Below are 23,047 nucleotides of genomic sequence, written 5' to 3'. Positions count from 1 at the left end.
AAAAAGGTGGTGACGGATCATTGGTTGAGCTTTGGTTGCTGGAGGTAGTGAAGGGATTTGGAAAGTTATTTCTTCATCCTGTATTATATTTGTCTGTGTTTTTCGCTATCATGACGGGCTATTATCGTGTTAAAAGTGAACGAAGAGACTTTAATACGAGATTGCTGGACGGATATCATGATACACGGGTTTTATTATCATATGGAATTGTACTTGGATTGCTGTTTTCTGTCGTAACTGTTGGAGCAGGGGTTGTGATTCCTTTCGCCGGAATCATACTGATAGGATTGGTGTCCATCCTGTTTGCATTGACGAGTCGTTTTCACCTCATGTCTGCGACCATGACGGTAGGGTTTTCTTATTTTATCCTGGTTGCGTTGGATTATTTTCAGTGGGAAATCCCATATGTGAATACATATGTAGAAAACTTGGATGTAGGGCTGCTGAGCTCCATCGTCGTGCTTCTTGGTGTGTTGACGATGATTGAAGGAAGCTTGATTCGATTGAACGGGTGGAAGCATACTTCACCCCGTCTACTTAAAAGTGCACGTGGACTGAAAGTAGGTGCCCATCAAGGGAAGAAACTGTGGCTTGTGCCGATGTTTGTGCCGATTCCTACCGGGGCATTGACGCTTCCATTTGAATGGTGGCCTGTGTTTGCTCTGGGGACAGAGACGTATTCTCTCCTTTGTGTGCCATTCCTCATTGGTTTTCAGCAGCTTGTTAAAAGTACCTTGCCTGAAGTTGCGATTAAACATACAGGTTATAGGGTTTTCTGGCTTGGAGCATTTGTATTAACGCTCGCTGTGGCAGGATTCTGGGCTCCTATGTTTTCAATCGGAGCAGTGGTTGTGGCAGTTGGTGGACGGGCATGGATTGCGTATCGCTACAGAATCTCTGAGGATTCTAAACCATATTTCTTCAAAAGACAGCCTAAGGGAGTCATGATCCTGGGAATATTGCCAGCTTCTCCAGCGAGGAAATTGACACTGGAAGTAGGAGAAATCGTCCTGAAAGTGAACGGGGTCGAAGTAAATACGGAAAGAGCGTTTTATGAAGCCCTTCAAAAGAACGGGGCGTACTGTAAGCTTGAGGTACTTGGGACAAACGGGGAAAACCGTTTTACGCAGGGAGCGTTGTACGAAGGTGATCATCACGAGCTTGGAATCATTTTTGCCGATGAATCCTCGGGTTGGGAGCATCATCAGGTTTCCTGAAAATTTCAAGAAAACTCCGTCTTAGAGAATAATACTATAATTAGAAGGACGTCCTTAAGTAGGGGGTCCTTCTGTTTATTCAGAAGAAATCAATCTGTTGTTTTCTAATGATTAAGGACTAAAGGAACAGGATGAAATACCTTCATATCTTTTCGGAGAATTCTGATATTCCCTTTTCTCAAAACTGGTTTATCGTTATAATAAATTTACTTTGTTAAAATACTTTAAGTGTGATTTGTGAGGTGATGTGATGAAGATTGATGACATTGATCGTAAAATATTACAGTTGTTAACTGAAAATGGACGACTTTCTTACGCTGATATTGGGAAAGAGTTGAATCTTTCACGTGTATCTGTCCGGGAAAGGGTACATCAGTTAATGGAAAATGGGGTCATAGAGCGATTTAGTGTAGTAATTAATTCTGAAAAGGTAGGAAAGCAGGTATCGGCTTTCTTTGAAGTAGATTGTGAGCCCGCTTATTTAGTGGAGGTCGCTCAAACCTTAGCAGATAATCCAAGTGTAGCAAGTTGCTATCAAATGACAGGGCCAAGCACATTACATATGCACGTACTTGTCGAAGATTTTACAGCGTTAGAGAAATTTGTTAATAATGAATTGTATTCTCTGGAGGGCATTTCCAGAGTAGAAAGTCACATTCTGCTAAGAAGGTTCAAAAGTAGAAGTGGACTTAAATTATAGGAAAAAGGGCTTAACCATCAATTTGGTAAGCTCTTTTTTTTGGTTTTTTTTGAAAAACATTAAGAAAAGTTAAATATTCGAAATAAATAAATTTTTTAGAAAAATGTGTAGATTTTCCTTTCGGTATCCGATATAATCGTCAATAACATAAAATTAACTACGTTTGTTAGGTTAATATCAACTTTTTCCTAACAAACGTAAATTTCTTTCAGGTTAAAGGAAAAGGAGGTTGAACATTTTGGCAGCACTCATAACACGTAGATTTTTAGAGCTTATACTTTTACTCATCGGTATTTCGTTCCTGGTTTTCGGCAGTATGCATATCGCACCAGGAGATCCAGCATCCATTATCGGAGGACCCACTGCTTCAGAATCTGATATTGCAGCCATCCGCGATAATCTCGGCCTGAATGATCCATTCTTAGTACAATATTGGGATTATCTGAAAGGGGTATTTCAAGGTGATTTTGGTTATTCCTATCAAACAAAACAATCCGTATCTGAAGCGATTGCAGTCAGGTTCCCTAATACGTTGAATCTCGCTATTGCGAGCATGATCGTAGCAGTTGTGATCGGACTCATCGCTGGAATTATTTCAGCATTGAAACAAAATTCCTGGTTGGATGTTTCGAGCACGGTTGTGGCTTTAGCGGGTATTTCCATACCGAACTTCTGGCTTGGAACAATTCTGATTCTGGTATTTGCGGTAAATTTTCAGGTCTTACCAGTCGGAGGGCTGGATGCTCCTTTTTGGACAATAGAAGGGATGAAACAGTTGATTCTTCCAGCTATCACATTGGGCACAGGATCGGCCGCAATGATTGCAAGGATAAGCCGTTCCTCAATGCTTGAAGTCATTCGGGCAGACTACATACGTACAGCCAGGGCAAAAGGATTAAAAGAGAAAACCATCATTTGGATACATGCCCTTAAAAATTCGATGATTCCTGTCATAACTGTCATTGGATTGAACTTCGGTTTCCTCCTTGGCGGAACGATTATCACGGAGCAGGTCTTCGCCATCAACGGTGTGGGAAGGTTAATGATTGATGCGATAGCAGCCAGGGACTTCCCGATGGTTCAAGGTTCCGTTTTATTAGTGGCAACACTCTTTGTTCTTGTGAATTTATTGGTTGATATTATTTATGTCTTTATTGATCCACGAATTAGCTACGATTAATAGAAGGGAGGAAAGACAAAATGGCAGCTGAAGTGGTGACAAATAACTCTGTAAGAAGCTCCGCTCAATTGAAGAAAAAGGAAAAGTATCTGATAACGACCGTAAAACGCTTATTGAAAAATAAATTAGCCGTAATTGGCTTGATTATTATAACCATCCAAATTTTTCTGGCTATAGCAGCACCATTGATTACTAGCCACGGGCCGCTTAAACAAGATTTAGCGGCAAGTGAATTACCTCTATTCTCGGAAGGACACTGGCTGGGAACGGATAACTATGGCCGCGATATGTGGAGCAGGATTGTCTTTGGAGCAAGAATCTCCCTTGTAGTGGGGATCACTGCTGTAAGTCTGGGGCTGATTGGGGGAGTTACACTCGGTCTCCTGTCAGGTTATTATCGTAAGCTGGATGGATTCATCATGAGGATTGTGGATCTACTTTTTGCTTTCCCGGGTATCCTCCTAGCAATGCTGATCATTGCTGTTCTTGGAACGAGTTTAGTAAATGTGGCGATTGCAATTAGTATTTGGTCCATCCCAACTTGCGCACGTATCGTAAGAGGATCTGTATTATCCGTAAAGAAGCAAGAGTACATTCAAGCAATGAAATCACTTGGAGCCAGTGATCTGCGGATCTTGGTGAAACATATTCTGCCTAACTGTATAGCCCCCATCATTGTATTCGCGACCATGAGAATGGCAACAGCCATCCTATCAACGGCTGCCCTTAGCTATCTTGGTTTAGGGGCACAGCCACCGACACCCGAATGGGGGGCAATGATTGCCCAGGGACAGAATTTCATGTGGACGTCACCACATATGACGATCGTACCGGGAATCGCCATCATGCTGATCGTATTTGCTTTTAATGTAGTCGGAGATGGTTTAAGGGATGCACTTGATCCAAACATGGATCTGAATCAATAAAAATAGAGGGGGATGTAAGATGAAGAAGTGGCTTATCGTATTGGTAGGATTATTGGTAGTTTTCATGACGGCATGTTCAAGCAGTTCAAGTGGAGGCGGGGACAAAAGTAGCGGGGAAGTCTCCCAAGAGTTAACGTATGCGTCAACTTCCGATGTAGTGGGGCTTTCACCTATATTAACAAACGATTCGGTTTCCTCTAACGTCATTGAACAAGTCTATGAAACTCTTTTTACGAGAAATCCAGAGACGATGGAAATGGAGCCTTTACTCGCTGAATCATACGAAACACCAGACGATAAAACGTGGGTTATTAAACTAAAAGAAGGTATTAAATTTCATGATGGAACGGACTTTAATGCAGAAGCAGTTAAATATACGTTCGATAAATTTATGGACCCCGAGACAGCTGCACCCCGTGCGTCGCTATTGGAGCCTATTGAGTCAGTGAATGTGGTGGATGACTATACGGTTGAAATTAAAACGAAATATCCATATGGACCATTATTGGCAGCATTGTCCCATACAAATTCATCAATTGTCAGTCCGGCAGCGGATGAATCTCAAGATTTAATGAAGGAACCTGTAGGAACCGGACCCTTTACATTCGTAAGTTGGACACCGGGAGATCAGGTTGTAATCGAGAAAAATGAAGATTATTGGCAGGATGCACCTAAGCTTAAAAAAGTCGTTTTCAAAGTGGTACCAGAAGTGACGACAGCGATTTCTATGCTTCAAACAGGAAAGGTCCAATTTATTGATGCCATTCCCACCGAACAATTACAACGTGTAGAGACTCTAAAGAATGTAGAGGTATCAAAGCAGGAAGGGACCCCTGTTTACTATATGGGATTCAATATGGAAAAAGAGCCGATGAACAACCCCGAGTTTCGACAAGCGGTGGCATATGCACTCAATCGTGAAGCCTACGTGAAAAAGTTGAATGGACTTGGCATTGAAGGAAACAGTGTAATCGGCCCGAAGGTATTCGGATATGATGAGTCAGCAAACGAAGAAGGGTATCAACACGATCTTGAAAAAGCGAAAGAACTGGTGAAAAAGAATAACTTTGAAGAAAAAGAGCTTACGATATTAGTGGCGAATCGTGATAGTTATATGCTGATGGCAGAGATTGCTCAATCTCAGTTGCAGGAAGCTGGTTTAAAAGTATCCATTGAGACGATGGAATGGGGAACGTTCTTAGATACAGCCCGTGATGGAAAATATGATATGACGTTCCTTGGCTGGTCTAATACAACGTCAGATGGAAGTGAGCTATTGTATCCAAACTTTCATTCAGATAACGTAGGTTCGTCCAATAGAGTCCGATATAGTAATCCTGAATTCGATAAGCTCGTTAATGAATCGAGAGAAAATGTTGATCAAAATGTACGTGCCGAGAAACTGGATGAAGCGAATAAATTACTCGTTAAGGATGCACCGGTCATCGTCATGAATCATGGAGTGGTAACGGCTGCAACGGATCAATCTGTAAAAGGTCTTAAATTAGATCCGACTGGACAATGGTCGTTATACAACGTTTACAGAGAGTAGGGGTAAAGATGACAACAGATCTATTATCTGTAAAGAACTTAGTTACAGCTTTTCGGACGGCAGACGGTGATGTGTCGGCTGTCCGGGGAGTATCGTTCTCTATAAAAAAAGGAGAGACCCTATGTGTCGTAGGGGAGTCAGGGTGCGGAAAAAGCATTACATCATTATCCGTGATGGGTCTGCTCCCAAGCAATGGATTCATCAAGGATGGCAGTATTGATTTCAAGGGTCTGAATTTAACCCAAATCTCCTCAGAGGAACTTAGAAAGATTCGCGGTAAGGATATATCAATGATTTTCCAGGAGCCTATGACGGCGCTGAACCCGGTTTTGACAATCGGGTATCAATTGAGAGAACCGCTCATTTTACATCATAAGCTAAATAAATCAAATGCTCATAAACAAGGGATTGAACTATTGAAGCAAGTAGGCATCCCATATCCTGAAAAAAGAATGAAACAGTACCCTCATGAGTTAAGTGGAGGAATGAGGCAGAGAGTCATGATTGCCATTTCACTCGCCTGTCACCCCCAATTACTCATTGCGGATGAACCGACTACTGCCTTGGACGTGACCATTCAAGCTCAAATCCTTGATTTAATCCAAGATTTGAAAGATAAGCTTGGGATGGGGGTTATGATGATCACACATGATATGGGGGTTGTGGCAGAAGTGGCAGATCGAGTAATGGTCATGTATGCAGGGGAAAAAGTAGAGGAGGGGTCAGTAGAATCCATTTTTGAAAATCCCCAGCACCCTTATACCAAGGGGTTGTTGAATTCTGTACCCAATTTGGATGAACCCGATTTTGAACTTGAGGCAATACCTGGTTCACTTCCAAATATTAATGAAGAAATCAACGGGTGTCGTTTTCATCCCCGGTGTCCTTACGCAATGGAAAAGTGTGTCGTTCAAGCTCCAGATGATTTTGAATTGCACGGAGACCACAGAGTGAAATGCTGGCTACAGGAGGTAGACGAAGGTGCCGACAACCGTCAAAAAATCGTCCATACTTAAGTTAGAAAGAGTGAAAAAATACTACCCCATCAAGGGGGGATTACTCAAAAGAGTTCAAGGTCATGTGAAAGCAGTGGAGGATGTCAGTTTAGAAATGTTTGAGGGTGAGAGTTTAGGTGTAGTCGGGGAGTCCGGGTGTGGTAAATCTACATTAGGCAGAGCCGTACTAGGCTTGGAATCTGTGACTGAAGGAAAAGTGATCTTTCGGGGACAGGAGCTTCAGCATTTATCCGATCGTAACCGACTTCCATTCAAGAAACAAATGCAAATGATTTTTCAGGATCCATATGCTTCACTGAATCCAAGACAGCGAATAGGAGATGCCCTTGAAGAAGTTTTTATCATGCATACCAAGCTGTCCAGTAAAGATAGAAGAGAGAAAGTAATCGACCTGCTTAATGAGGTGGGTCTAAAGGAAGAACATTATGACCGATATCCACATGAGTTCAGCGGGGGGCAGCGCCAAAGAATAGGAATCGCTCGTGCCATAGCATTGAATCCTTCAGTCATTATTTGTGATGAAGCAGTTTCTGCACTCGATGTATCCGTGCAGGCACAAGTTCTGAAACTGTTAAAGACTCTTCAGTCAAAATACGGTTTAACCTATCTATTCATCTCTCATGATCTGGGAGTGGTACGTTATTTTTGTAATCGGGTAATGGTGATGTACTTAGGAAACACCGCTGAATTGGCATCTGCCAAACAGCTTTACGAAAACCCATTGCACCCTTATACGAAGGCTCTCTTGTCATCGATCCCCCGTCCTTCGATCGAGAGGAATCGGAAGAGAATCCGGTTGGAAGGGGAAATCCCAAATCCTGCAAATCCTCCTTCGGGATGTACATTCCATACACGCTGTCCGATTGCTACAGAGATATGCAAGCAAAAGAAGCCGGTTTGGCGTGATATGGGAGATCAACATTATGTAGCGTGTCATCATGTCGAAAAAGGAAGTGAAGTATTATGAAGATGGATCATTTATATCAACCGTATTCTTCAATACGTAATACCGTTTTTGCGAAGAAAGGAATGGTGGCTACTTCCCAGCCACTTGCATCTCAGGCTGGATTGGAGATCTTACAAAAGGGCGGAAATGCGATAGATGCTGCGATTGCCACTGCGGCTGCGCTGACAGTAGTTGAACCCACGTCCAATGGAATTGGTGGTGATGCCTTCGCCCTGGTTTGGGTAAAGGGGAAACTTCATGGTTTGAATGCAAGCGGACCTTCTCCAAAAGGTATTTCCATTGAAGATGTTAAACGGAAAGGGCATGAAGGGATGCCTGTGCATGGAGCTATCCCTATCACCGTTCCAGGTGCCCCTTCAGCATGGGCAGAGCTTTCAAGCAAATTTGGGAAGCTCCCATTAAATGAGGTGCTGGCTCCAGCGATCCGATATGCTGAAGAAGGGTATCCAATCAGTCCTGTACTTGGAAAGTATTGGGGCTTGGCCTATAAGAAATTCCGGGAATTATTTAAAGATGATAAAAAATTTCAGCCCTGGTTTGATACATTTGCCCCCAATCAGAGAGCCCCTCTTATAGGCGAGATATGGTCATCACCAGGTCACGCCGACACTCTCAGGTTGATTGCAGAGTCAAATGGAGAGAGTTTCTATAGGGGAGAGCTCGCAGAAAAGATTTCTTCCTATGTCGAGAGGTGCGGTGGTTATTTATCCAAGGAAGATCTTTCAGAGTATAAAGCGGAATGGGTGACCCCGATCTCAACAAACTACAAAGGCTACGATGTTTGGGAAATTCCTCCTAACGGCCAAGGGCTGGTAACCTTGATGGGACTAAATATTGTGCAGGGCTTCCATTTATCAGAAAAAGACGCTGTTGATACATATCACAAACAAATCGAATCCATGAAGCTTGCCTTTACCGATGGAAAAGCATTTATCACAGAAGAAAAAGAAATGCCGGTTTCTGTGGAACACTTGTTATCTGAAGGATATGCACGCTCGAGACGTGAAATAATTGAAGAAGACGCGATCACTCCAAAAGAATATCAGCCCCAAAAAGGCGGAACAGTCTACTTGGCTGCTGCTGACGATGAAGGGAATATGGTTTCCTTCATACAAAGTAACTATATGGGATTTGGTTCTGGTATTGTGATTCCGGGTACCGGTATTTCCATGCAGAACAGGGGGCATGATTTCTCTTTAGATCCTGAGCATCCCAATGCACTCAAATCCGGAAAGAAAACATACCATACGATCATTCCTGGATTTCTGACAAGAGGAGAAGAGGCAATAGGTCCGTTCGGTGTGATGGGGGGATATATGCAACCTCAGGGACATTTCCAAGTAGTGATGAATACGATTGATTTTCATTTAAACCCACAAGCAGCTTTGGATGCACCAAGATGGCAATGGATAAAGGATAAAGATGTACTGGTTGAGCCCAATTTCCCCAATCACATTGCCCAGGCATTGGCTAGGAGGGGACATCATATTCAAGTAGCGACAGATCAAGGATCTTTCGGAAGAGGCCAGATTATTTGGAGAAATCCAGCATCAGGAGTTCTAATGGGAGGTACAGAGTCACGGACTGATGGGGCTATTTCGGCTTGGTGATGAATGGTGATTGATCGAATGGAAGAGGGGGTGACATCATGAAACAATGGCATTTATTTCTCGCTTTTTTTCGAGTAGGTATGTTGGGGTTTGGAGGGGGGCCTTCCTCCATCCCACTCGTTCACAAAGAGGTAGTGGAAAAATATAAATGGATGAACGATGATGATTTCTCCGATGTTTTGGCTCTTGGGAATGCATTGCCTGGTCCGATTGCAACCAAGATGGCGGGGTATATCGGATTTCGGGTCGGTGGCTACTTAGGGATGATTAATGCCGTGTTGGCCACCATCATTCCGACTATTGTTTTGATGGTTTTATTGCTGACCGTTCTAAATACTTATAAAGATAAGAATTGGGTACAGGGTATGGCCAGTGCAGTAGTTCCTGTAGTCGGCGTTATGCTTGGTGTCTTAACGTGGGGGTTTGTCCAAAAGTCTCAAAATAGTATGGGCTGGAAAATAACCATCATTCTGCTGGCAGTGAGTGTTCTATCACTTTCCGTCTTAGGAGTTCACCCGGCTATCGTGATTGGTGCTTTACTAGGGTTTGCCCTTCTGTCACGAAATCCAGGTCAGGAAAAGCAGGTGAAAGCATCATGATATATATTCAAATTTTCTTGGCTTTCTTCATTCCGGGGGTATTGGGATATGGAGGGGGGCCGGCATCAATACCATTGGTGGAAAATGAAGTGGTTGATCATTACGAGTGGTTGACAGTAAGTGAGTTCAGTGAAGTTTTGGCGTTAGGAAATGCTTTGCCGGGACCTATAGCTACAAAGATGGCGGGTTACATAGGTTACCAGCAAGGCGGGGTGCCCGGGGCAATAGTCGGTGTGTTTGCAACAGTTGCCCCTTCATTGATCTTGATGATTATGTTACTTGGTTTATTAATGAAATATAAGGATTCCCCCAGAGTGAAAAAGATGACAAATTTGGTTCGTCCGACAATTGCAGTATTGTTAGGGATCATGACGATTGGTTTCTTTACCAATGCTTATGAGGGAATCGGAATTGTTCAAACTGGATTGATTGCAGTGTGCAGCTATTTTCTACTTGAAAAATGGAAAGTGAGTCCAGCATACGTAATAGGTGCTGCATTGCTATATGGAGCATTTTTCCTTGGTGTATAATGTGATGATGAAAGAGCTAACTCCGGAATGAAAGAGTTAGCTCTTTTTGTCGTGTTTTTCATTGGAGAACATATTAAGTCCAAATTATGAGATTGGTATTAGAAGGAAAATCACAGTATTGATATAATAGTATAGTTAGTTTAAAGGAGAGGTAGCCTATGAAGAGAGAAATCATCAACCACCACTTACTAACCTGCTCCAAGAATCAAATCATCCTCCAATCAACACGCCCACTCAAAACCATATCCTCAGGCGTCACCAATGCCGGAACAGGCTGGTATACAACATTTGTGAATCGCCATGTATCGAAAAACTACAATAGTGATAACCATCATGAAGAGATGCAAGGTTATCTCCAGCAAATAGGTGTAAAAAGAGAAGAAACGGTCGGCATGATGACGGCTGTTCAATTGGAAGATGCGTGCTGGGGGTTTTATGAGGAGGAATCATTTTCTGTATTCATTGTCGTTACAGCAGGAGTCGGCAATGCCGTTGATGCAAGTATGAGTGATTGTCACTCGTTTGATCATTCACCCGGCACGATTAACATCTGGGTGTTTATCAATGGGAGAGTATCGGATGCCGCAAGCATCCAAGGGATTATGACTGCAACAGAAGCCAAGGTGAAAGCACTTGCAGCTCATAATGTAAATGACCCTGTTACAGGGAGTGGAGCAACGGGTACCTCTACTGACAGTATATTAATCGCGAGCACTGAAGAGGGAGTCCTTCTGGAATATGCAGGAACGATTACCCCCTTGGGAAAAAGGATTAGTAAAGGGGTTTATGAGTGCACCATCCACGCGATTTCCAAGTATAAGAAAAGGGTGGGGACCTGATGATTCATCACTTGTTAGCTATAACAATCGCCTATTTGCTGGACCTATGGATTGGAGACCCGCCCTACTGGCCCCATCCTGTTAAATGGATGGGAAAGGCGATTTCTCGTTTAGATCGCAGGTTGAATAAAGGAGGGTTTCTAAAAAGGAAAGGTATAGTGATGGTATCGATATTGGTAGTGGCGGCGTTTATTCTTACCTCTTGCCTCATTTGGGCAAGTTACTCTATGCATACAATTTTAGGGATCTTGGTAGAAGCCATCGTCATCACGACGACCATTTCCCAAAAGAGCCTTAGATTGGCTGCTTTAGAAGTATTGCAACCACTTGAAGAAAACAATCTGAAAACAGCAAGGGAAAAGCTTTCATATATCGTGGGCAGAGATACAGAAAACTTAAATGAAAGTGAAATTGTAAGAGGGACTGTTGAAACCGTTGCGGAAAATACAAGTGATGGGATAACGGCTCCTTTGTTTTGGGCATTGATTGGCGGTGCCCCACTTGCCATCGTGTACAGATGTGTGAATACGTGTGATTCCATGGTGGGATACAAGAATAAGAGGTACATAGACTTTGGGTGGGCATCAGCCAAGCTGGATGACGTCCTGAACTGGATTCCGAGTAGAATCACAGGATTCATCTTATTTTTCTGTATACGTCCTGTATATTTCACTTACATAGAAGGATTTCGAATTCTATTGAACGATGCCAAGAAACACCCTAGTCCTAACAGCGGCTGGGGGGAAGCGGCAGTCGCGGTGAGTCTAGGGGTTCAACTGGGCGGCCTCAACAAGTATAAAGGGATGGTTTCCCAGCGAGAAAAAATGGGAAGAAAGGTTTTTGAATTAGAACGGAATCATATCCCTGCAACCATTAGCCGTATGCAGAAAGCGTGTTTCATTTTTATCATGATTCTTTGGATAGGGGGAGTATTTGTTGAAATTACCAGAACATGGATCGAATCCGCAATATACATATAGAGCAATGGATATTTCGATGCCTGATCAAATCGTCGACTTAAGTGCAAATATTAACTCCAGCGGTCCTCCAGATCGTTTAAAAAAGAACTGGCAGGATCTGTTAGAGGAAATCGTGACGTATCCGGATCCTCACTCTGTATCTTTACGAAGAAAAATTGCCCGTAAAGAAGGGGTGTTGGAAGAAGAAATTCTCATAGGGAATGGTGGTGCTGAACTGATCCATCTTATTGGGAGATGGTTGGCCCATTCGAATGTTCTCATCATTCATCCCACCTTTTCAGAATACGAGAAGGCTTGTCAAATCAATGACTGCACCATTCATCATCTACTTCTGGAAGAGGACGATTGGGATCTTGGTTCAAAGAAGTTGGCAGCGTATCTTTCAAAGGTGGATGCTGTCTTTATATGTAATCCGACCAATCCGACTGGTGTGTTATATTCAGCTTCAAAGATAAAAGAGATTGTTAAGGAAGCTCATAAAGAACATTGTTATGTGATTGTGGATGAAGCATTTTATGATTTCCCTTTGGAAGAGGTGACGGTAGCTCATCTGGTAAAGGAATACTCAAATCTAATGGTGTTAAGAAGCATGACGAAAATGTTTAGCATTCCCGGGATCCGCTTGGGTTTTCTGATGGCTGGTGAGACAGTCGTGAAGGAACTGGGAAACTATCAAGTTCATTGGAGTGTGAACGGAATCGCTCAAAAAGTAGGAGAAATACTCTTGGAGGAAACAGATTTCGTTTATCATACTAAATACATGGTGAAAAGGGAGAGGGAGAAGCTGTTTGCATTTTTCGACCAATCCCGATTTGACTATTCACCAAGTCAGACGAACTTTTATCTCTTAAAGGATCCAGATCTTAACGATCAAACCGAGTTATTTCGTTTTCTGTTGGAGAATGGTATTGTGAGCCGCCATACCCATAATTTCAAAGGGTTGGATGGAAGGTGGTTAAGGTTTGCCATTAAGGGAAAAAAAGAGCACGAAAAATTGATGGATGCCTTAACGGAATGGAAATCCCGTCCTTAAATAAAACAAGCTTGAGGCAACTCAAGCTTGTTTTATTATTCGATATTTATACGGAAGCGGATTTCTGATTGTCTTCATTCTCCGTCTTATCAATAATCGACGTACCAACCAAATCCCCCGTCACATTAAGAGCCGTACAACCCATTCCAACCAGGGCATCAATCGCCGTCAGCAGGGCAACGGTCTCCATCGGTAGCCCGAGCTGGGCGAATACAGTGGCAATCATAATAATGCCTGCTCCCGGAACGCCGGCAGTTCCGATTGAAGCCAGAGTTCCTACGAGGACAACGACCTGCATATCAGTCAGGCTTAATGGATTGCCGATTACGTTTGCAGCGAAAACAGCTGATACGGCGATCCGAATCGCAGCGCCATCCATATTGATCGTGGCCCCAAGTGGTAAGCTGAATCCATATAAGCTTTTAGGCAGACCAAGATTTTTTGCTGCGTTTAATGTTAGAGGCAGGGTACCTGAGCTGCTCTGGGTCACAAATGCTGTGATCATCGGTGTCCGTGCCTGGGCAAAGAACCTGCCGGGACTAATTTTGAATATGAGCAAGGCGACAATATAGATGGCAATTTGGACAAACAATGCAATGTAAAGCACCAAAATCATATTTCCTAATGATAACAATGTATCTAATCCCTGTTTTCCGACTGTATCAGCCATGATGGCAAAGATTCCGACCGGCACATATTGAAGGATCACCTTCATGATGGCTAGTGTCGCTTCGTTTAACCCGTTTACGACTTTATACACCTGTTCACCCATTTCATGATGTTCCGATGATGACCTTAAATAGGAAATGGCAATACCAAACACAATGGCGGTAAAGATGATTCCAAGAAGGTTCATTTCCGTGAACGCCGTGACGATATTCTCCGGAATGATGTTCAGGAGTACACTGGTCACCCCTGGATTTTCCGGTACTTCAAATTTCTCCGTCGTATCGAGGGTCATGCCCGTTCCAGGGTTGAAAATACTTGCAACAGCAATCCCTACCATGATCGCTAATGCTGAAGAGAATAAATAATATAAGAACGTTTTTCCTCCCATTCGTCCGAGTTTGCTCACATTGGTCTGGTTCACGCCGACCATCAATGTAAACAGGATAAGAGGGATGATAAGAAATTTCAGCAAGCGAATCAATATATCGCCCAGGGGAGAAAGGACAGATGCATCTTTGCCGAATATCAATCCGACCGCAATTCCCAATACGAGAGCGACGGTTATTTTCACAATAAGCGATGTATCTAGATAACCTCTCCAAAGAGATTTCATTGTAGCCACTCCTTCTATTTAGTAGTAGATTTCCCCAAATATCTAAAAAACTATTTATCATAATTCTGATGGGTTTAGTGAGGATTTATTGTCATAAGATACAATAGAATGAAAGGAGTGTCAAAATTCATGCTTATTCCATTATAAAGAAAGAGCCTGGATTCAAAATCCAAACTCTTTAAGAACGTAAGGGAATGGTAAAACCGGCAGTTGTACCTGAACCCTTACCACTTTTCACAAACAATTTTCCATGGTGCAATTCAATGATATTTTTACAGATCGCTAATCCTAACCCTACCCCATCTGAATTCTCCCTCTCCTTATAGAATAAGGTGGCAATATGTTGCAGGTGTTCCGGTTCGATTCCCTGCCCCTCATCTTCTATTTCAAAGGTAAAATAGGAATTCGCCTGGTTATTACGAATGAAAACCGTTGAATTCGGGTCCGAGTACTTAATAGCGTTATCTAAGAGATTGATCAATACTTGTCGGATACGATTTTCATCGGCGAATAGATCCACTATCTCATCGCTTTCCAACATAATGGATATACCTTTTTCTTTCCGTTTTTGATCCAGCTGAAGAATGACTTCATTGAGAGTACGATTGAAAGAAAAGGTATTGGGGTGAATCGTAAATGATCCATTTGAAAAACGGGAGAAGTCCAATAGCTCCTCTACCAGTCCAATTAATCGATTCGTTTCGTTTGAAATGATGGTCAACCCCGTTTTGTTTTCCTGGACATTTTGTAAATCACCCGTCAGCAAAGTTTCGCTCCATCCTTTAATACTCGTAAGGGGAGTGCGAAGTTCATGGGAAACCGAGGAGATGAACTCATTCTTCATTTTCTCGGTTTTAAGGAGTTCCCTCGCCATATCATTGAAGGACGTACTCAAGGTTTGGAATTCGTCCTTATACTGTCCGACAATTCTAGTTTCCAATTCTCCTTTGGCAAGCTTCTGTGATGCTTCGGTCAGTTCAATCACAGGTTTCGTTAAATTACGGGCAAAAAGTGTACTCACCATAAATACGATAAGCAAAATAACGAGTCCAATTAAAAATAAAGAAAGCAAGATTGTTCGGAAATTGTTATCCAGTGATTCCAGGGATGTTATAAACCGGATCAAACCAATGGTGTTGTTCTCTCCTTTTAATGGTACCGACACAGCCAAAATATGCTCACCTGTTATTGGGTGATTGCCGATCCAAGTTCCGCTACCATTTCGAAATGCCTCCTCAATATCCTTGAAGTCAGGCTTTTCATCCGGGATAAAACCAGTCGAAGAGGATAATAAGTCTCCACTCGCGTTCAAAATTTGTGTTTCGGCTTGAGGGATGGAGAAATTATTTTGGAGATTAGTCAATTCATTCCTCAGAGTAAAGGAATGCAGGTTCATATATTTATTGGCAAACTGAGATGAATTGACAGCATGATTCTTCAGCATATCTATTGTACCGTTGTAGTAATAAGAATAGATTCCTGAAACGAGAATGCCCAAAAATAACAGAATGGTTAAGGTAATAAGGGAGACGTTCTGAATGAGTAATCTTCTTTTAATTCCCATTTTCGTCATTCCAGCGATACCCATATCCCCAAACCGTCAGGATATAGTGAGGAAGGGAAGGGTCTTTTTCAATTTTTTGACGGATTCGTCGAATATTCACATCCACAATCTTCGGATCGCCTGCGTAGTGAAGTCCCCATACTTCATCCAAGAGATCATTGCGGGAGATCGCTTCTCCATTTGCCTTGAAAATGATGCTGAGTAATTCATACTCTATCGGTGAAAGGTCAATCTTCTTTCCTTGAACGAATAGTAGCCTCTTCTGTTCGTTTAGCGTGATGGGGGATTGGCTATCCTCCTTGACCCGATGAACATTCATTCTTCTTAATAACGCTTCAATTCGAGCGATGAGCTCATTCGGACTGAATGGTTTCGGAATATAATCATCTGCCCCGTTCATCAACCCGTGTACCTTATCCATTTCCTGAACTTTGGCCGTTAACATGATGATTCCAATGGATGGATTCCAATTTCTGATTTCTTTACATGCTTCAAATCCGTTCATGCCGGGGAGCATGACATCAAGTAAGACAATATCGATTGGGGAGTGTGCTTTCTTGACCAGGTCGATTCCTTCCTCTGCGCTACCAGCTTGAAAGACAGCGTATCCGTATCGCATTAAGTTAATCTCGATAAAGCCACGGATGGATTCTTCATCTTCAATAATCAAAATGTGCTTCATCCAACTACACCTCCATTTTCTCATCAGATAGGCTGGAAGAGTTGCTTACCTATTGCCGGTGAGTATTTTGTTACGTATGTGAATTGATTGGTTTCATATAATAGATTCCACCCTTTTGGAAGTGGTTGACCTTTGTCAATCACGTATACATCAAATAGCACGCTGCCATCTTTCATGGAAAGAAACTTCACATAACGTCCGTCTTCTGATTCCTCTACTTTTACAGAGGGCCAGTCCTGTGGGATCTCGAACCTGTATAAATAAGCTGCATTGTCGTAGTATCGATGAATGAGCTCGGCTTGCTTTTGATCGTTGAGCTGATAATACTCATTGATGAAAGGCATCTCAGAATTGGCAAGATGATCATCGCCTGCCTCTTTTTGAAGAGTGAATTCAAGGATTCCATCCCCGTTCGAATCTTCACTATTCACGGCATATGCCCTGAAAAGCTCTTCCTCCTTCATGTTTTCCGGTAAAACATTCACCAACTTCTCGTCCTCTACACCAACAATGAATGACGTAGACGAATGAGCACCTACACCTGCATCCAGTATCGCTCCTTTTAAAGAAGGGGAGATGGACCCGGCTAAGGAATGGTAGTAAGGGTATACATATGGATCTAATCTCAGCTCATCTAACACGTTCATTTTATGATGGCTGAATTGATAAAGACGAACAGAATGAGACTGGTTTGGTACGAGTGACGCGAGGAGGATTTCCCCCTGATCATCTTTCGTGAAGTTCCCTGAAAAAAACGCACTATATTGGGATTCAAACAGCTTCTGCGGCTTACCTTTAGTCAGGTCGTACACGATCAGTGCTTTGTCTGAGGCGTCTTCTGAGAAAGAGAACCCAACCAGTATTTCTTTGTATCCATCCTGGTTAAAGTCCAGGAATTCCACTTTATGAAGCTCCCTTCCAAGGTCCTTCAATTTCATTTTTTCCTTCCATTCCCCTTTTTCTTCCTTTAGAACAATGGCTTCCATTTGAGAGGTTTGATCAGGTAGTCTATAAAATACGATCAATTCGTTAGTTTGATCGTGATCCAAATCTGCTTCAATCATTTTGTTTGCTTGTTTGTCCTCAATCGGTGAAACCCATTCTGCCTGTGACGGAACATATTTTCCGATCGCTTGTTTCACTTCCTGCTGTTTAACCGGAAGTTCAGGCGGCTTCAGTAATGAAGTGTTGGATTGGAATAAAGAGCAACCCGTACACATCAAAAGACAACCCATAAGGAACAAAATCTTCTTCAATTGATCATCACATCCTGCCTATAGCTTTCACTAGTATAGTGTAAACTCAATCGACAAAAGTAACAAAAAAGTTACAAAAGTCGCCCTTACTTTGTAACCGGGAAGTAACCCTTTTCATCGCCCATGATCCTATCATTAAACGTAACAAGAACGCAGAAAGGTGATCGAGATGGGGAGACAAAGGAAAAAAAGAAAATGGATCAAACCCATTGAGTTGGGTGGATTGGCAGGAGTGATCGTACTGTTACTCATTCTTTCAACTTCGTGGGTATTGGACATTGGGGAAGCGAAGATTTCAAAGGAAACAACGACTCAACAAAATACAGTCCAGGAAGAACCCTCTGAAAAAGAGGAGGGCAAATCGGGACAACCTGTAGTAGGGGATGACAGAGATACTCAAGAAGAGGAACAAGAAGCTAATTTCAGTGAAGAGGAGAGTGTGAAAGACGACAATTACTATGAGGAAGTGGAAATAGAAGACCATTCGTCCAATGAACAAGGGAATTTCCAGGATGAAAAGACGGTTTACATTACATTCGATGATGGTCCGAATGTAAATACGGGAGCGATTCTTAAAGTGCTAAATCAGTATGGGGCAAAAGCGAGCTTCTTTATGCTGGAACCGAATATGAAAAAACATAGTGAGGCCGTTCGACAGATAGTGGAAGAAGGGCATAGTGTCGGGTTGCATGGTGTCACCCATGATGTATCAGAAATCTACCAATCTAGTGAATCGGTTGTAGGGGAGATGCTGACGGCCCAATTTACGTTAGAGTCCATTACAGGTATTCGAAGCGAGTTGATTCGCGTTCCTTATGGGTCCGTACCCAATATGAAGCCGGAATATTTGAAAGCAGTAAAGAGAGAAGGATTTAGTTTATGGGATTGGAATGTGGATAGTGAAGATTGGAAATATCATAGTGGGGAGTATGTTCAGAATGTCATGGATCAGTTAGCTTCTTATTCATTTGAAAACCAGCCAAAAGTCATTCTTATTCATGAAAAACCTACGACACTCGCTTATTTAGATTCTTTACTTAAGAAGTTGACTGATCAAGGATATAATATGAAGGCTTTAACAGAAGAAATGGATCCAGTTACATTTTAACAATGTTGCCAGAAGAAAAAAGGAGCTGCCCTTTGGCTGCTCCTTTTCATTCTTAATAAATGCTCATATGACGGTTTTTACCTGTTAAAATTTGAAACACGCCATAAAGGATCAATCCTGCGGCTACAATTCCCAGCAGCCATTGACCATAAGGTTGTTGAGCTATCTTGGAAAGTGCTCCATCCAATCCTTGTGTTTTATCCGGATCGGCTGTGATCGCCGTTTGAATAAAGAAATAACCGATCAGTAAAAAAAACGGTGCCTCGGGAATATAACCCGAGCTTTCCGGTTTTTCTTCCCAATTCCCATTCTTTCTCGGACATTTCATGCCGTTTAAATTTGTTTGTGTATTTTTCTGTATAAGCATTATGAATTTCATAGAGTGCATATCCAATAATGATAAGTCCGACAATTCCTACAACCCATTGACCAAAGGGCTGAGATAATAACTTAGCAGATAAGGTTTGTTTCGATCCCGAACCGGAGCTTTTGGCATGCATCGCAATAGCGAAAGCATTATAAGTCAAAGAACCGTAAGCAAACCCGGTGATCAGATTAGCGAGTCTTCTAAACATTGATTTCCCGTCATTTCTCACATGTTCCGGATCTTTTACCACTTGAATGAGGTGCCAAAGAACAATTCCGATCAGGCCGAGACCTAATATCCATAGAAGGACTTCCCCAAAAGGTTTGCTCGCCACTGCTGCAAAGGCACCACTCGAGTCTGAAGTGCTTCCTCCTATCCCGAGTGAGGCCATAACGGCCAATGTGCCAATCAGTATATAAACAATCCCTCTTGAAATGAATCCAATCCGTGCAAACCCTCTAATCCAAGGTTTTATATCATTTGATGAAACAGATGAACTTCTTGATGTTGTAATGGATGAAACTCCGGCCATATACACTTCTTCCCTTCTGGTTCTATTTTCGTAATACTTATGTATGCTATTCCCCTGATACAGAAAAGAGAAACCTTTTTAACGAACTGTAAATGCTGGATGGATTGAGATAATTTTGCCTGTTTTTCATTTAAAAAATTTTTACATAAAACCTATTTACAACGAATTAGGAGAGGAGTAATATATCTATCATCAAATGAATATTCTTTATCGCTTAATTCATTTTTGAAGCGGGGGACCCGAGTATTTTAAAGGGGTGAATCCTTTCTTTTGAAAGGTAGGGCTACTTCCATAACCCGAATCCGTCAGCTAACCTCGTAAGCGTAATGGGAGAGGATGATACTTGTGATCGATTATGGATGACCACAGGCTTAGTTCCTGCTGGTCTTTTTGCGTTGTTTAGAAGCCCGGCTCAGGAGGCTGGAGGCGAGAAGTCATGAGTCAAACCTGCCATAAAGGCACAGGAAGCCCCGCCAGGTTCGCCTTATGTTATCGCTTCTTTTGAAGTCACTTGGGCTTTTGTTGTAATGAAGAAGTACTAGATGGTTAAGCTATTAAAAAGGTTTTGGAGGATTTCATCATGAAAAAGCAATTTGCGGTTATTGGATTAGGGAGATTTGGAGGGAATCTGGTTCAGGAATTGGCTGATCTGGATGTTGAAGTGTTAGCCATTGATATTCATCATGATGTCGTCCAGCATTATGTAGACATTGCCACGCATGCCGTGCAGGCGAATGCCATGGATGAATCTGTATTGAAATCCCTTGGACTCAGAAACTTTGATCACGTGATCGTGTCCTTTGGGGATAATATAGAAGCAAGTATTCTTACCACCTTACTTTTAAAAGAATTAGGGGTTAAAGAAGTATGGGTCAAAGCTTCGAACTCTTATCATCAGAAGGTATTGGACCGTATCGGGGCCGATAAAGTCATTCATCCTGAACGTGACATGGCGCGAAGAATTGCCCATCACATTACGTCAGAAAAGATCATTGATTATATCGAACTATCCAAAGAGCACAGTATAGTTGAAGTGCGTGCCTCTAAAAAGGTGGCGGGCAAAACGTTAATTGATCTGGATGTCCGGGCGAAATTCGGTTGTAATATCATTGCCATTCACCGCGGGGAGGAAGTCATTGTATCTCCTTCTGCCGATGAAGTCATAAAAATGGAAGATCTATTGATCGTCATTGGACATAACAGGGATATCAATCGATTTGAAAAAGAAGGTGTATAACCTATGAAACATAAGGTGATCCGGTTAAGCCCTCCTCAACTTCTCGTTGTGACATTTCTATTCTTCATCATAGTAGGAATGGGTTTGCTTAAGCTGCCGTTTGCCACCACAGAATCGATTACATGGCTTGATGCCTTGTTCACGACGACTTCCGCCATGACGGTTACAGGGCTTGCGGTCGTTGATACAGGAGATGCCTTCACCCTCTTTGGAGAAGTGGTCATTATGAGTCTGATCCAAATCGGGGGACTTGGCATCATGTCCTTTGCCGTCTTGATCTTTATGATGCTCGGTAAGAAAATCGGGTTTAAAGAACGGCTTCTTCTTCAACAGGCATTAAATCAGACGTCTGTAGGAGGGGTCATCAAGCTTGTAAAATATTTATTTATCTTTTCCTTCCTTGTTGAAGGATTTGCCGTCCTATTACTGGCGTCTGAATGGGTTCCTGAATTCGGTTGGAGAAGAGGGCTTTACGTCAGTATATTTCATTCGATTTCCGCATTTAATAATGCAGGATTCTCTCTGTGGTCCGATAGTTTAATGGGGTACGTGGGAAATCCCATCGTCAACATCACAATTTCGTTTCTGTTTATTGTAGGAGGGATCGGATTCACTGTTTTAGTGGACCTATGGAAATCGAAAACGATTCGCAAACTTTCACTTCATACGAAAATCATGGTAGTAGGGACATTTGTCATCAATGTATTCGCTTTTATGATGATTTTCATCCTGGAGTATAATAACCCGAATACACTGGCTCAGTTACCATTCCTTGATAAACTATTCGCTTCCTATTTTCAAGCGGTCACCCCCCGTACGGCCGGTTTTAACTCGCTTGATTATGGCAGCATGGAACGCTCCACATTGCTGCTTACGATTCTTTTGATGTTCATCGGGGCCGGAAGTGCTTCAACAGGTGGAGGAATCAAGCTGACCACCTTTGTTGTGATTTCATTGAGTGTGTTTGCTTTCTTAAAGGAGAAAAGAGAAATTCGTATTTTTCGTCGTACGATCGATCAAAACTATATTTTTAAAGCTTTGGCTGTGTCGATGATCAGTGTCCTCCTTGTTTTTACGGCCCTGTTTTTCCTTGATATGACGGAAAAGAATGCTTCTTTCCTGGCTATTCTCTTTGAAGTGGTATCAGCTTTTGGAACGGTGGGGTTGTCCATGGGGATTACAGGATCCTTGACAGCGATAGGTAAATGGATCATTATCATCGTGATGTTTGTCGGGAAACTTGGCCCCCTCACACTGGCCTTCTCCCTATCCAGACCAGACAAAGAAAAGATCCGCTATCCAAAAGAAGATATTTTAACAGGTTAATGCTCAACCAACCGGCTCTCTTCATTTTGCCCTCTGCGGGTAAGTGGGGGAGCTGTTTTTTTATTTTTTTAGGCTCTTTTCGTAAAGCTTGTGATAAATAAAATTGAATCTGCCAGGGCTCTGTCAATAAATGTTTGCTAGATGATAAGGGGAACCGCTCAGCTTGCAGATAGCGTTCGGGTGAGCCTCCTAAGCTTAGCAGAACGGGGTCTGGGCACGCCGGAAATCCGCAATAGTCTTCGCAGTTCCACTTACCATCTATAAAAAAATTCATGGCAAAGCTTAATATAGAATACGGCTACTACTCTCTTTAAATGAAGTTACTTACGGTGGGAGCATTGTTTAGTTCATTTGAAAGATAATTTAATGATCCCTCGATTCATGAGTAAACATAAAATTTTCTTTTACTCCTATATAGATATTTTATAAAAAAAACGCTCAATATTCCTATAATAGGAGCTTTTTGTATTGGCTATACATCATTAGGAGAAGCACAGAGTGGAGCGGAAAGGAACGGTCCATGTTTTCGCACTACCACTCATCC

General features: G+C 42.3%; 22 protein-coding genes and 1 riboswitch. Of the genes, 16 read left to right on the top strand and 6 right to left on the bottom strand.

What is annotated here, in order from left to right; genetic code table 11:
• The first annotated feature begins 20 nt into the window (after positions 1 to 20).
• The 13 genes from FZC88_RS14590 to cobD all read left to right on the top strand — a co-directional run bounded on the left by FZC88_RS14590 (position 21) and on the right by cobD (position 13,149).
• Positions 21 to 1,217 carry a PDZ domain-containing protein gene (locus FZC88_RS14590; RefSeq protein ID WP_148995412.1) on the top strand — a complete coding sequence of 399 codons (1,197 nt, stop codon included), beginning with the start codon at positions 21 to 23 and terminating at the stop codon, positions 1,215 to 1,217.
• 250 nt (positions 1,218 to 1,467) lie between these two features.
• Positions 1,468 to 1,917 (top strand): Lrp/AsnC family transcriptional regulator, encoded by a 450-nt coding sequence (locus FZC88_RS14585; protein WP_148970246.1) that lies wholly within the window; start codon positions 1,468 to 1,470, stop codon positions 1,915 to 1,917.
• 238 nt (positions 1,918 to 2,155) lie between these two features.
• Complete coding sequence (gene nikB, locus FZC88_RS14580) at positions 2,156 to 3,097, top strand: nickel ABC transporter permease (protein ID WP_148995411.1); 942 nt, start codon at positions 2,156 to 2,158, stop codon at positions 3,095 to 3,097.
• Positions 3,098 to 3,117: 20 nt separating this feature from the next.
• The gene (locus FZC88_RS14575; protein WP_148970244.1) at positions 3,118 to 4,023 is read left to right on the top strand and encodes an ABC transporter permease; all 906 of its coding nucleotides are present in this window, start codon (positions 3,118 to 3,120) and stop codon (positions 4,021 to 4,023) included.
• A 19-nt stretch (positions 4,024 to 4,042) separates the two neighbouring features.
• Entirely contained in the window at positions 4,043 to 5,575 is a 1,533-nt protein-coding gene (locus tag FZC88_RS14570) for a glutathione ABC transporter substrate-binding protein (RefSeq protein WP_148995410.1), read from the top strand.
• 8 nt (positions 5,576 to 5,583) lie between these two features.
• Positions 5,584 to 6,591: an ABC transporter ATP-binding protein gene (locus FZC88_RS14565; RefSeq protein ID WP_148995409.1), complete on the top strand. Its 1,008-nt coding sequence runs from the start codon at positions 5,584 to 5,586 to the stop codon at positions 6,589 to 6,591.
• Positions 6,557 to 7,558, top strand: a complete 1,002-nt coding sequence (locus tag FZC88_RS14560; protein WP_148970241.1) for an ABC transporter ATP-binding protein — start codon at positions 6,557 to 6,559, stop codon at positions 7,556 to 7,558. The genes FZC88_RS14565 and FZC88_RS14560 overlap by 35 nt, the downstream gene beginning before the upstream one ends.
• Positions 7,555 to 9,168 (top strand): gamma-glutamyltransferase family protein, encoded by a 1,614-nt coding sequence (locus FZC88_RS14555; RefSeq protein ID WP_148995408.1) that lies wholly within the window; start codon positions 7,555 to 7,557, stop codon positions 9,166 to 9,168. Before FZC88_RS14560 ends, FZC88_RS14555 begins: the two co-directional genes overlap by 4 nt.
• Before the next feature lie 38 nt (positions 9,169 to 9,206).
• Positions 9,207 to 9,767: a chromate transporter gene (locus tag FZC88_RS14550; RefSeq protein WP_148995407.1), complete on the top strand. Its 561-nt coding sequence runs from the start codon at positions 9,207 to 9,209 to the stop codon at positions 9,765 to 9,767.
• Positions 9,764 to 10,297, top strand: coding sequence for a chromate transporter (locus tag FZC88_RS14545; RefSeq protein ID WP_148995406.1), 534 nt, complete (start codon positions 9,764 to 9,766; stop codon positions 10,295 to 10,297). The genes FZC88_RS14550 and FZC88_RS14545 overlap by 4 nt, the downstream gene beginning before the upstream one ends.
• Before the next feature lie 158 nt (positions 10,298 to 10,455).
• Positions 10,456 to 11,136 carry an adenosylcobinamide amidohydrolase gene (locus FZC88_RS14540; protein ID WP_148995405.1) on the top strand — a complete coding sequence of 227 codons (681 nt, stop codon included), beginning with the start codon at positions 10,456 to 10,458 and terminating at the stop codon, positions 11,134 to 11,136.
• A complete protein-coding gene (cbiB, locus tag FZC88_RS14535) occupies positions 11,136 to 12,116 on the top strand; it encodes an adenosylcobinamide-phosphate synthase CbiB (RefSeq protein ID WP_316247536.1) in 981 nt (326 codons plus the stop codon). The genes FZC88_RS14540 and cbiB overlap by 1 nt, the downstream gene beginning before the upstream one ends.
• Positions 12,073 to 13,149: a threonine-phosphate decarboxylase CobD gene (gene cobD / locus FZC88_RS14530; protein ID WP_148995403.1), complete on the top strand. Its 1,077-nt coding sequence runs from the start codon at positions 12,073 to 12,075 to the stop codon at positions 13,147 to 13,149. Before cbiB ends, cobD begins: the two co-directional genes overlap by 44 nt.
• Before the next feature lie 46 nt (positions 13,150 to 13,195).
• On the opposite strand, the gene FZC88_RS14525 is transcribed toward cobD, so the two are convergent.
• The 4 genes from FZC88_RS14525 to FZC88_RS14510 form a co-directional block, all read right to left on the bottom strand.
• Positions 13,196 to 14,431 carry a dicarboxylate/amino acid:cation symporter gene (locus FZC88_RS14525; RefSeq protein WP_148995402.1) on the bottom strand — a complete coding sequence of 412 codons (1,236 nt, stop codon included), beginning with the start codon at positions 14,429 to 14,431 and terminating at the stop codon, positions 13,196 to 13,198.
• A 178-nt stretch (positions 14,432 to 14,609) separates the two neighbouring features.
• Positions 14,610 to 16,004, bottom strand: coding sequence for a sensor histidine kinase (locus FZC88_RS14520; RefSeq protein WP_187443640.1), 1,395 nt, complete (start codon positions 16,002 to 16,004; stop codon positions 14,610 to 14,612).
• A complete protein-coding gene (locus FZC88_RS14515; protein ID WP_148995400.1) occupies positions 15,985 to 16,677 on the bottom strand; it encodes a response regulator transcription factor in 693 nt (230 codons plus the stop codon). The genes FZC88_RS14520 and FZC88_RS14515 overlap by 20 nt, the downstream gene beginning before the upstream one ends.
• Before the next feature lie 23 nt (positions 16,678 to 16,700).
• On the bottom strand, positions 16,701 to 17,933 hold the full coding sequence (locus FZC88_RS14510; protein ID WP_148995399.1) for a hypothetical protein: 1,233 nt from the start codon (positions 17,931 to 17,933) through the stop codon (positions 16,701 to 16,703).
• Positions 17,934 to 18,102: 169 nt separating this feature from the next.
• Here FZC88_RS14510 and FZC88_RS14505 point away from each other — a divergent pair, with 169 nt between their 5' ends.
• Entirely contained in the window at positions 18,103 to 19,041 is a 939-nt protein-coding gene (locus FZC88_RS14505; protein ID WP_148995398.1) for a polysaccharide deacetylase family protein, read from the top strand.
• A 52-nt stretch (positions 19,042 to 19,093) separates the two neighbouring features.
• Here FZC88_RS14505 and FZC88_RS24525 read toward each other — a convergent pair whose 3' ends face one another.
• Both FZC88_RS24525 and FZC88_RS14500 read right to left on the bottom strand, forming a co-directional pair.
• The gene (locus FZC88_RS24525) at positions 19,094 to 19,258 is read right to left on the bottom strand and encodes a DUF1206 domain-containing protein (protein ID WP_262371882.1); all 165 of its coding nucleotides are present in this window, start codon (positions 19,256 to 19,258) and stop codon (positions 19,094 to 19,096) included.
• Entirely contained in the window at positions 19,239 to 19,940 is a 702-nt protein-coding gene (locus FZC88_RS14500; protein WP_262371872.1) for a DUF1206 domain-containing protein, read from the bottom strand. The genes FZC88_RS24525 and FZC88_RS14500 overlap by 20 nt, the downstream gene beginning before the upstream one ends.
• Before the next feature lie 201 nt (positions 19,941 to 20,141).
• Positions 20,142 to 20,280, top strand: a riboswitch (cyclic di-AMP (ydaO/yuaA leader).
• 240 nt (positions 20,281 to 20,520) lie between these two features.
• On the opposite strand from FZC88_RS14500, the gene FZC88_RS24095 reads away from it, so the two are divergent.
• Positions 20,521 to 21,177 (top strand): potassium channel family protein, encoded by a 657-nt coding sequence (locus tag FZC88_RS24095; protein WP_187443639.1) that lies wholly within the window; start codon positions 20,521 to 20,523, stop codon positions 21,175 to 21,177.
• A gap of 3 nt (positions 21,178 to 21,180) precedes the next feature.
• Entirely contained in the window at positions 21,181 to 22,503 is a 1,323-nt protein-coding gene (locus FZC88_RS14495) for a TrkH family potassium uptake protein (RefSeq protein ID WP_187443638.1), read from the top strand.
• Positions 22,504 to 23,047: the final 544 nt, after the last annotated feature.

Source organism: Rossellomorea aquimaris (assembly GCF_008180865.1).
GTDB lineage: Bacteria > Bacillota > Bacilli > Bacillales > Bacillaceae_B > Rossellomorea > Rossellomorea yichunensis.
This window is presented reverse-complemented; position numbering and strand designations above follow the sequence as displayed.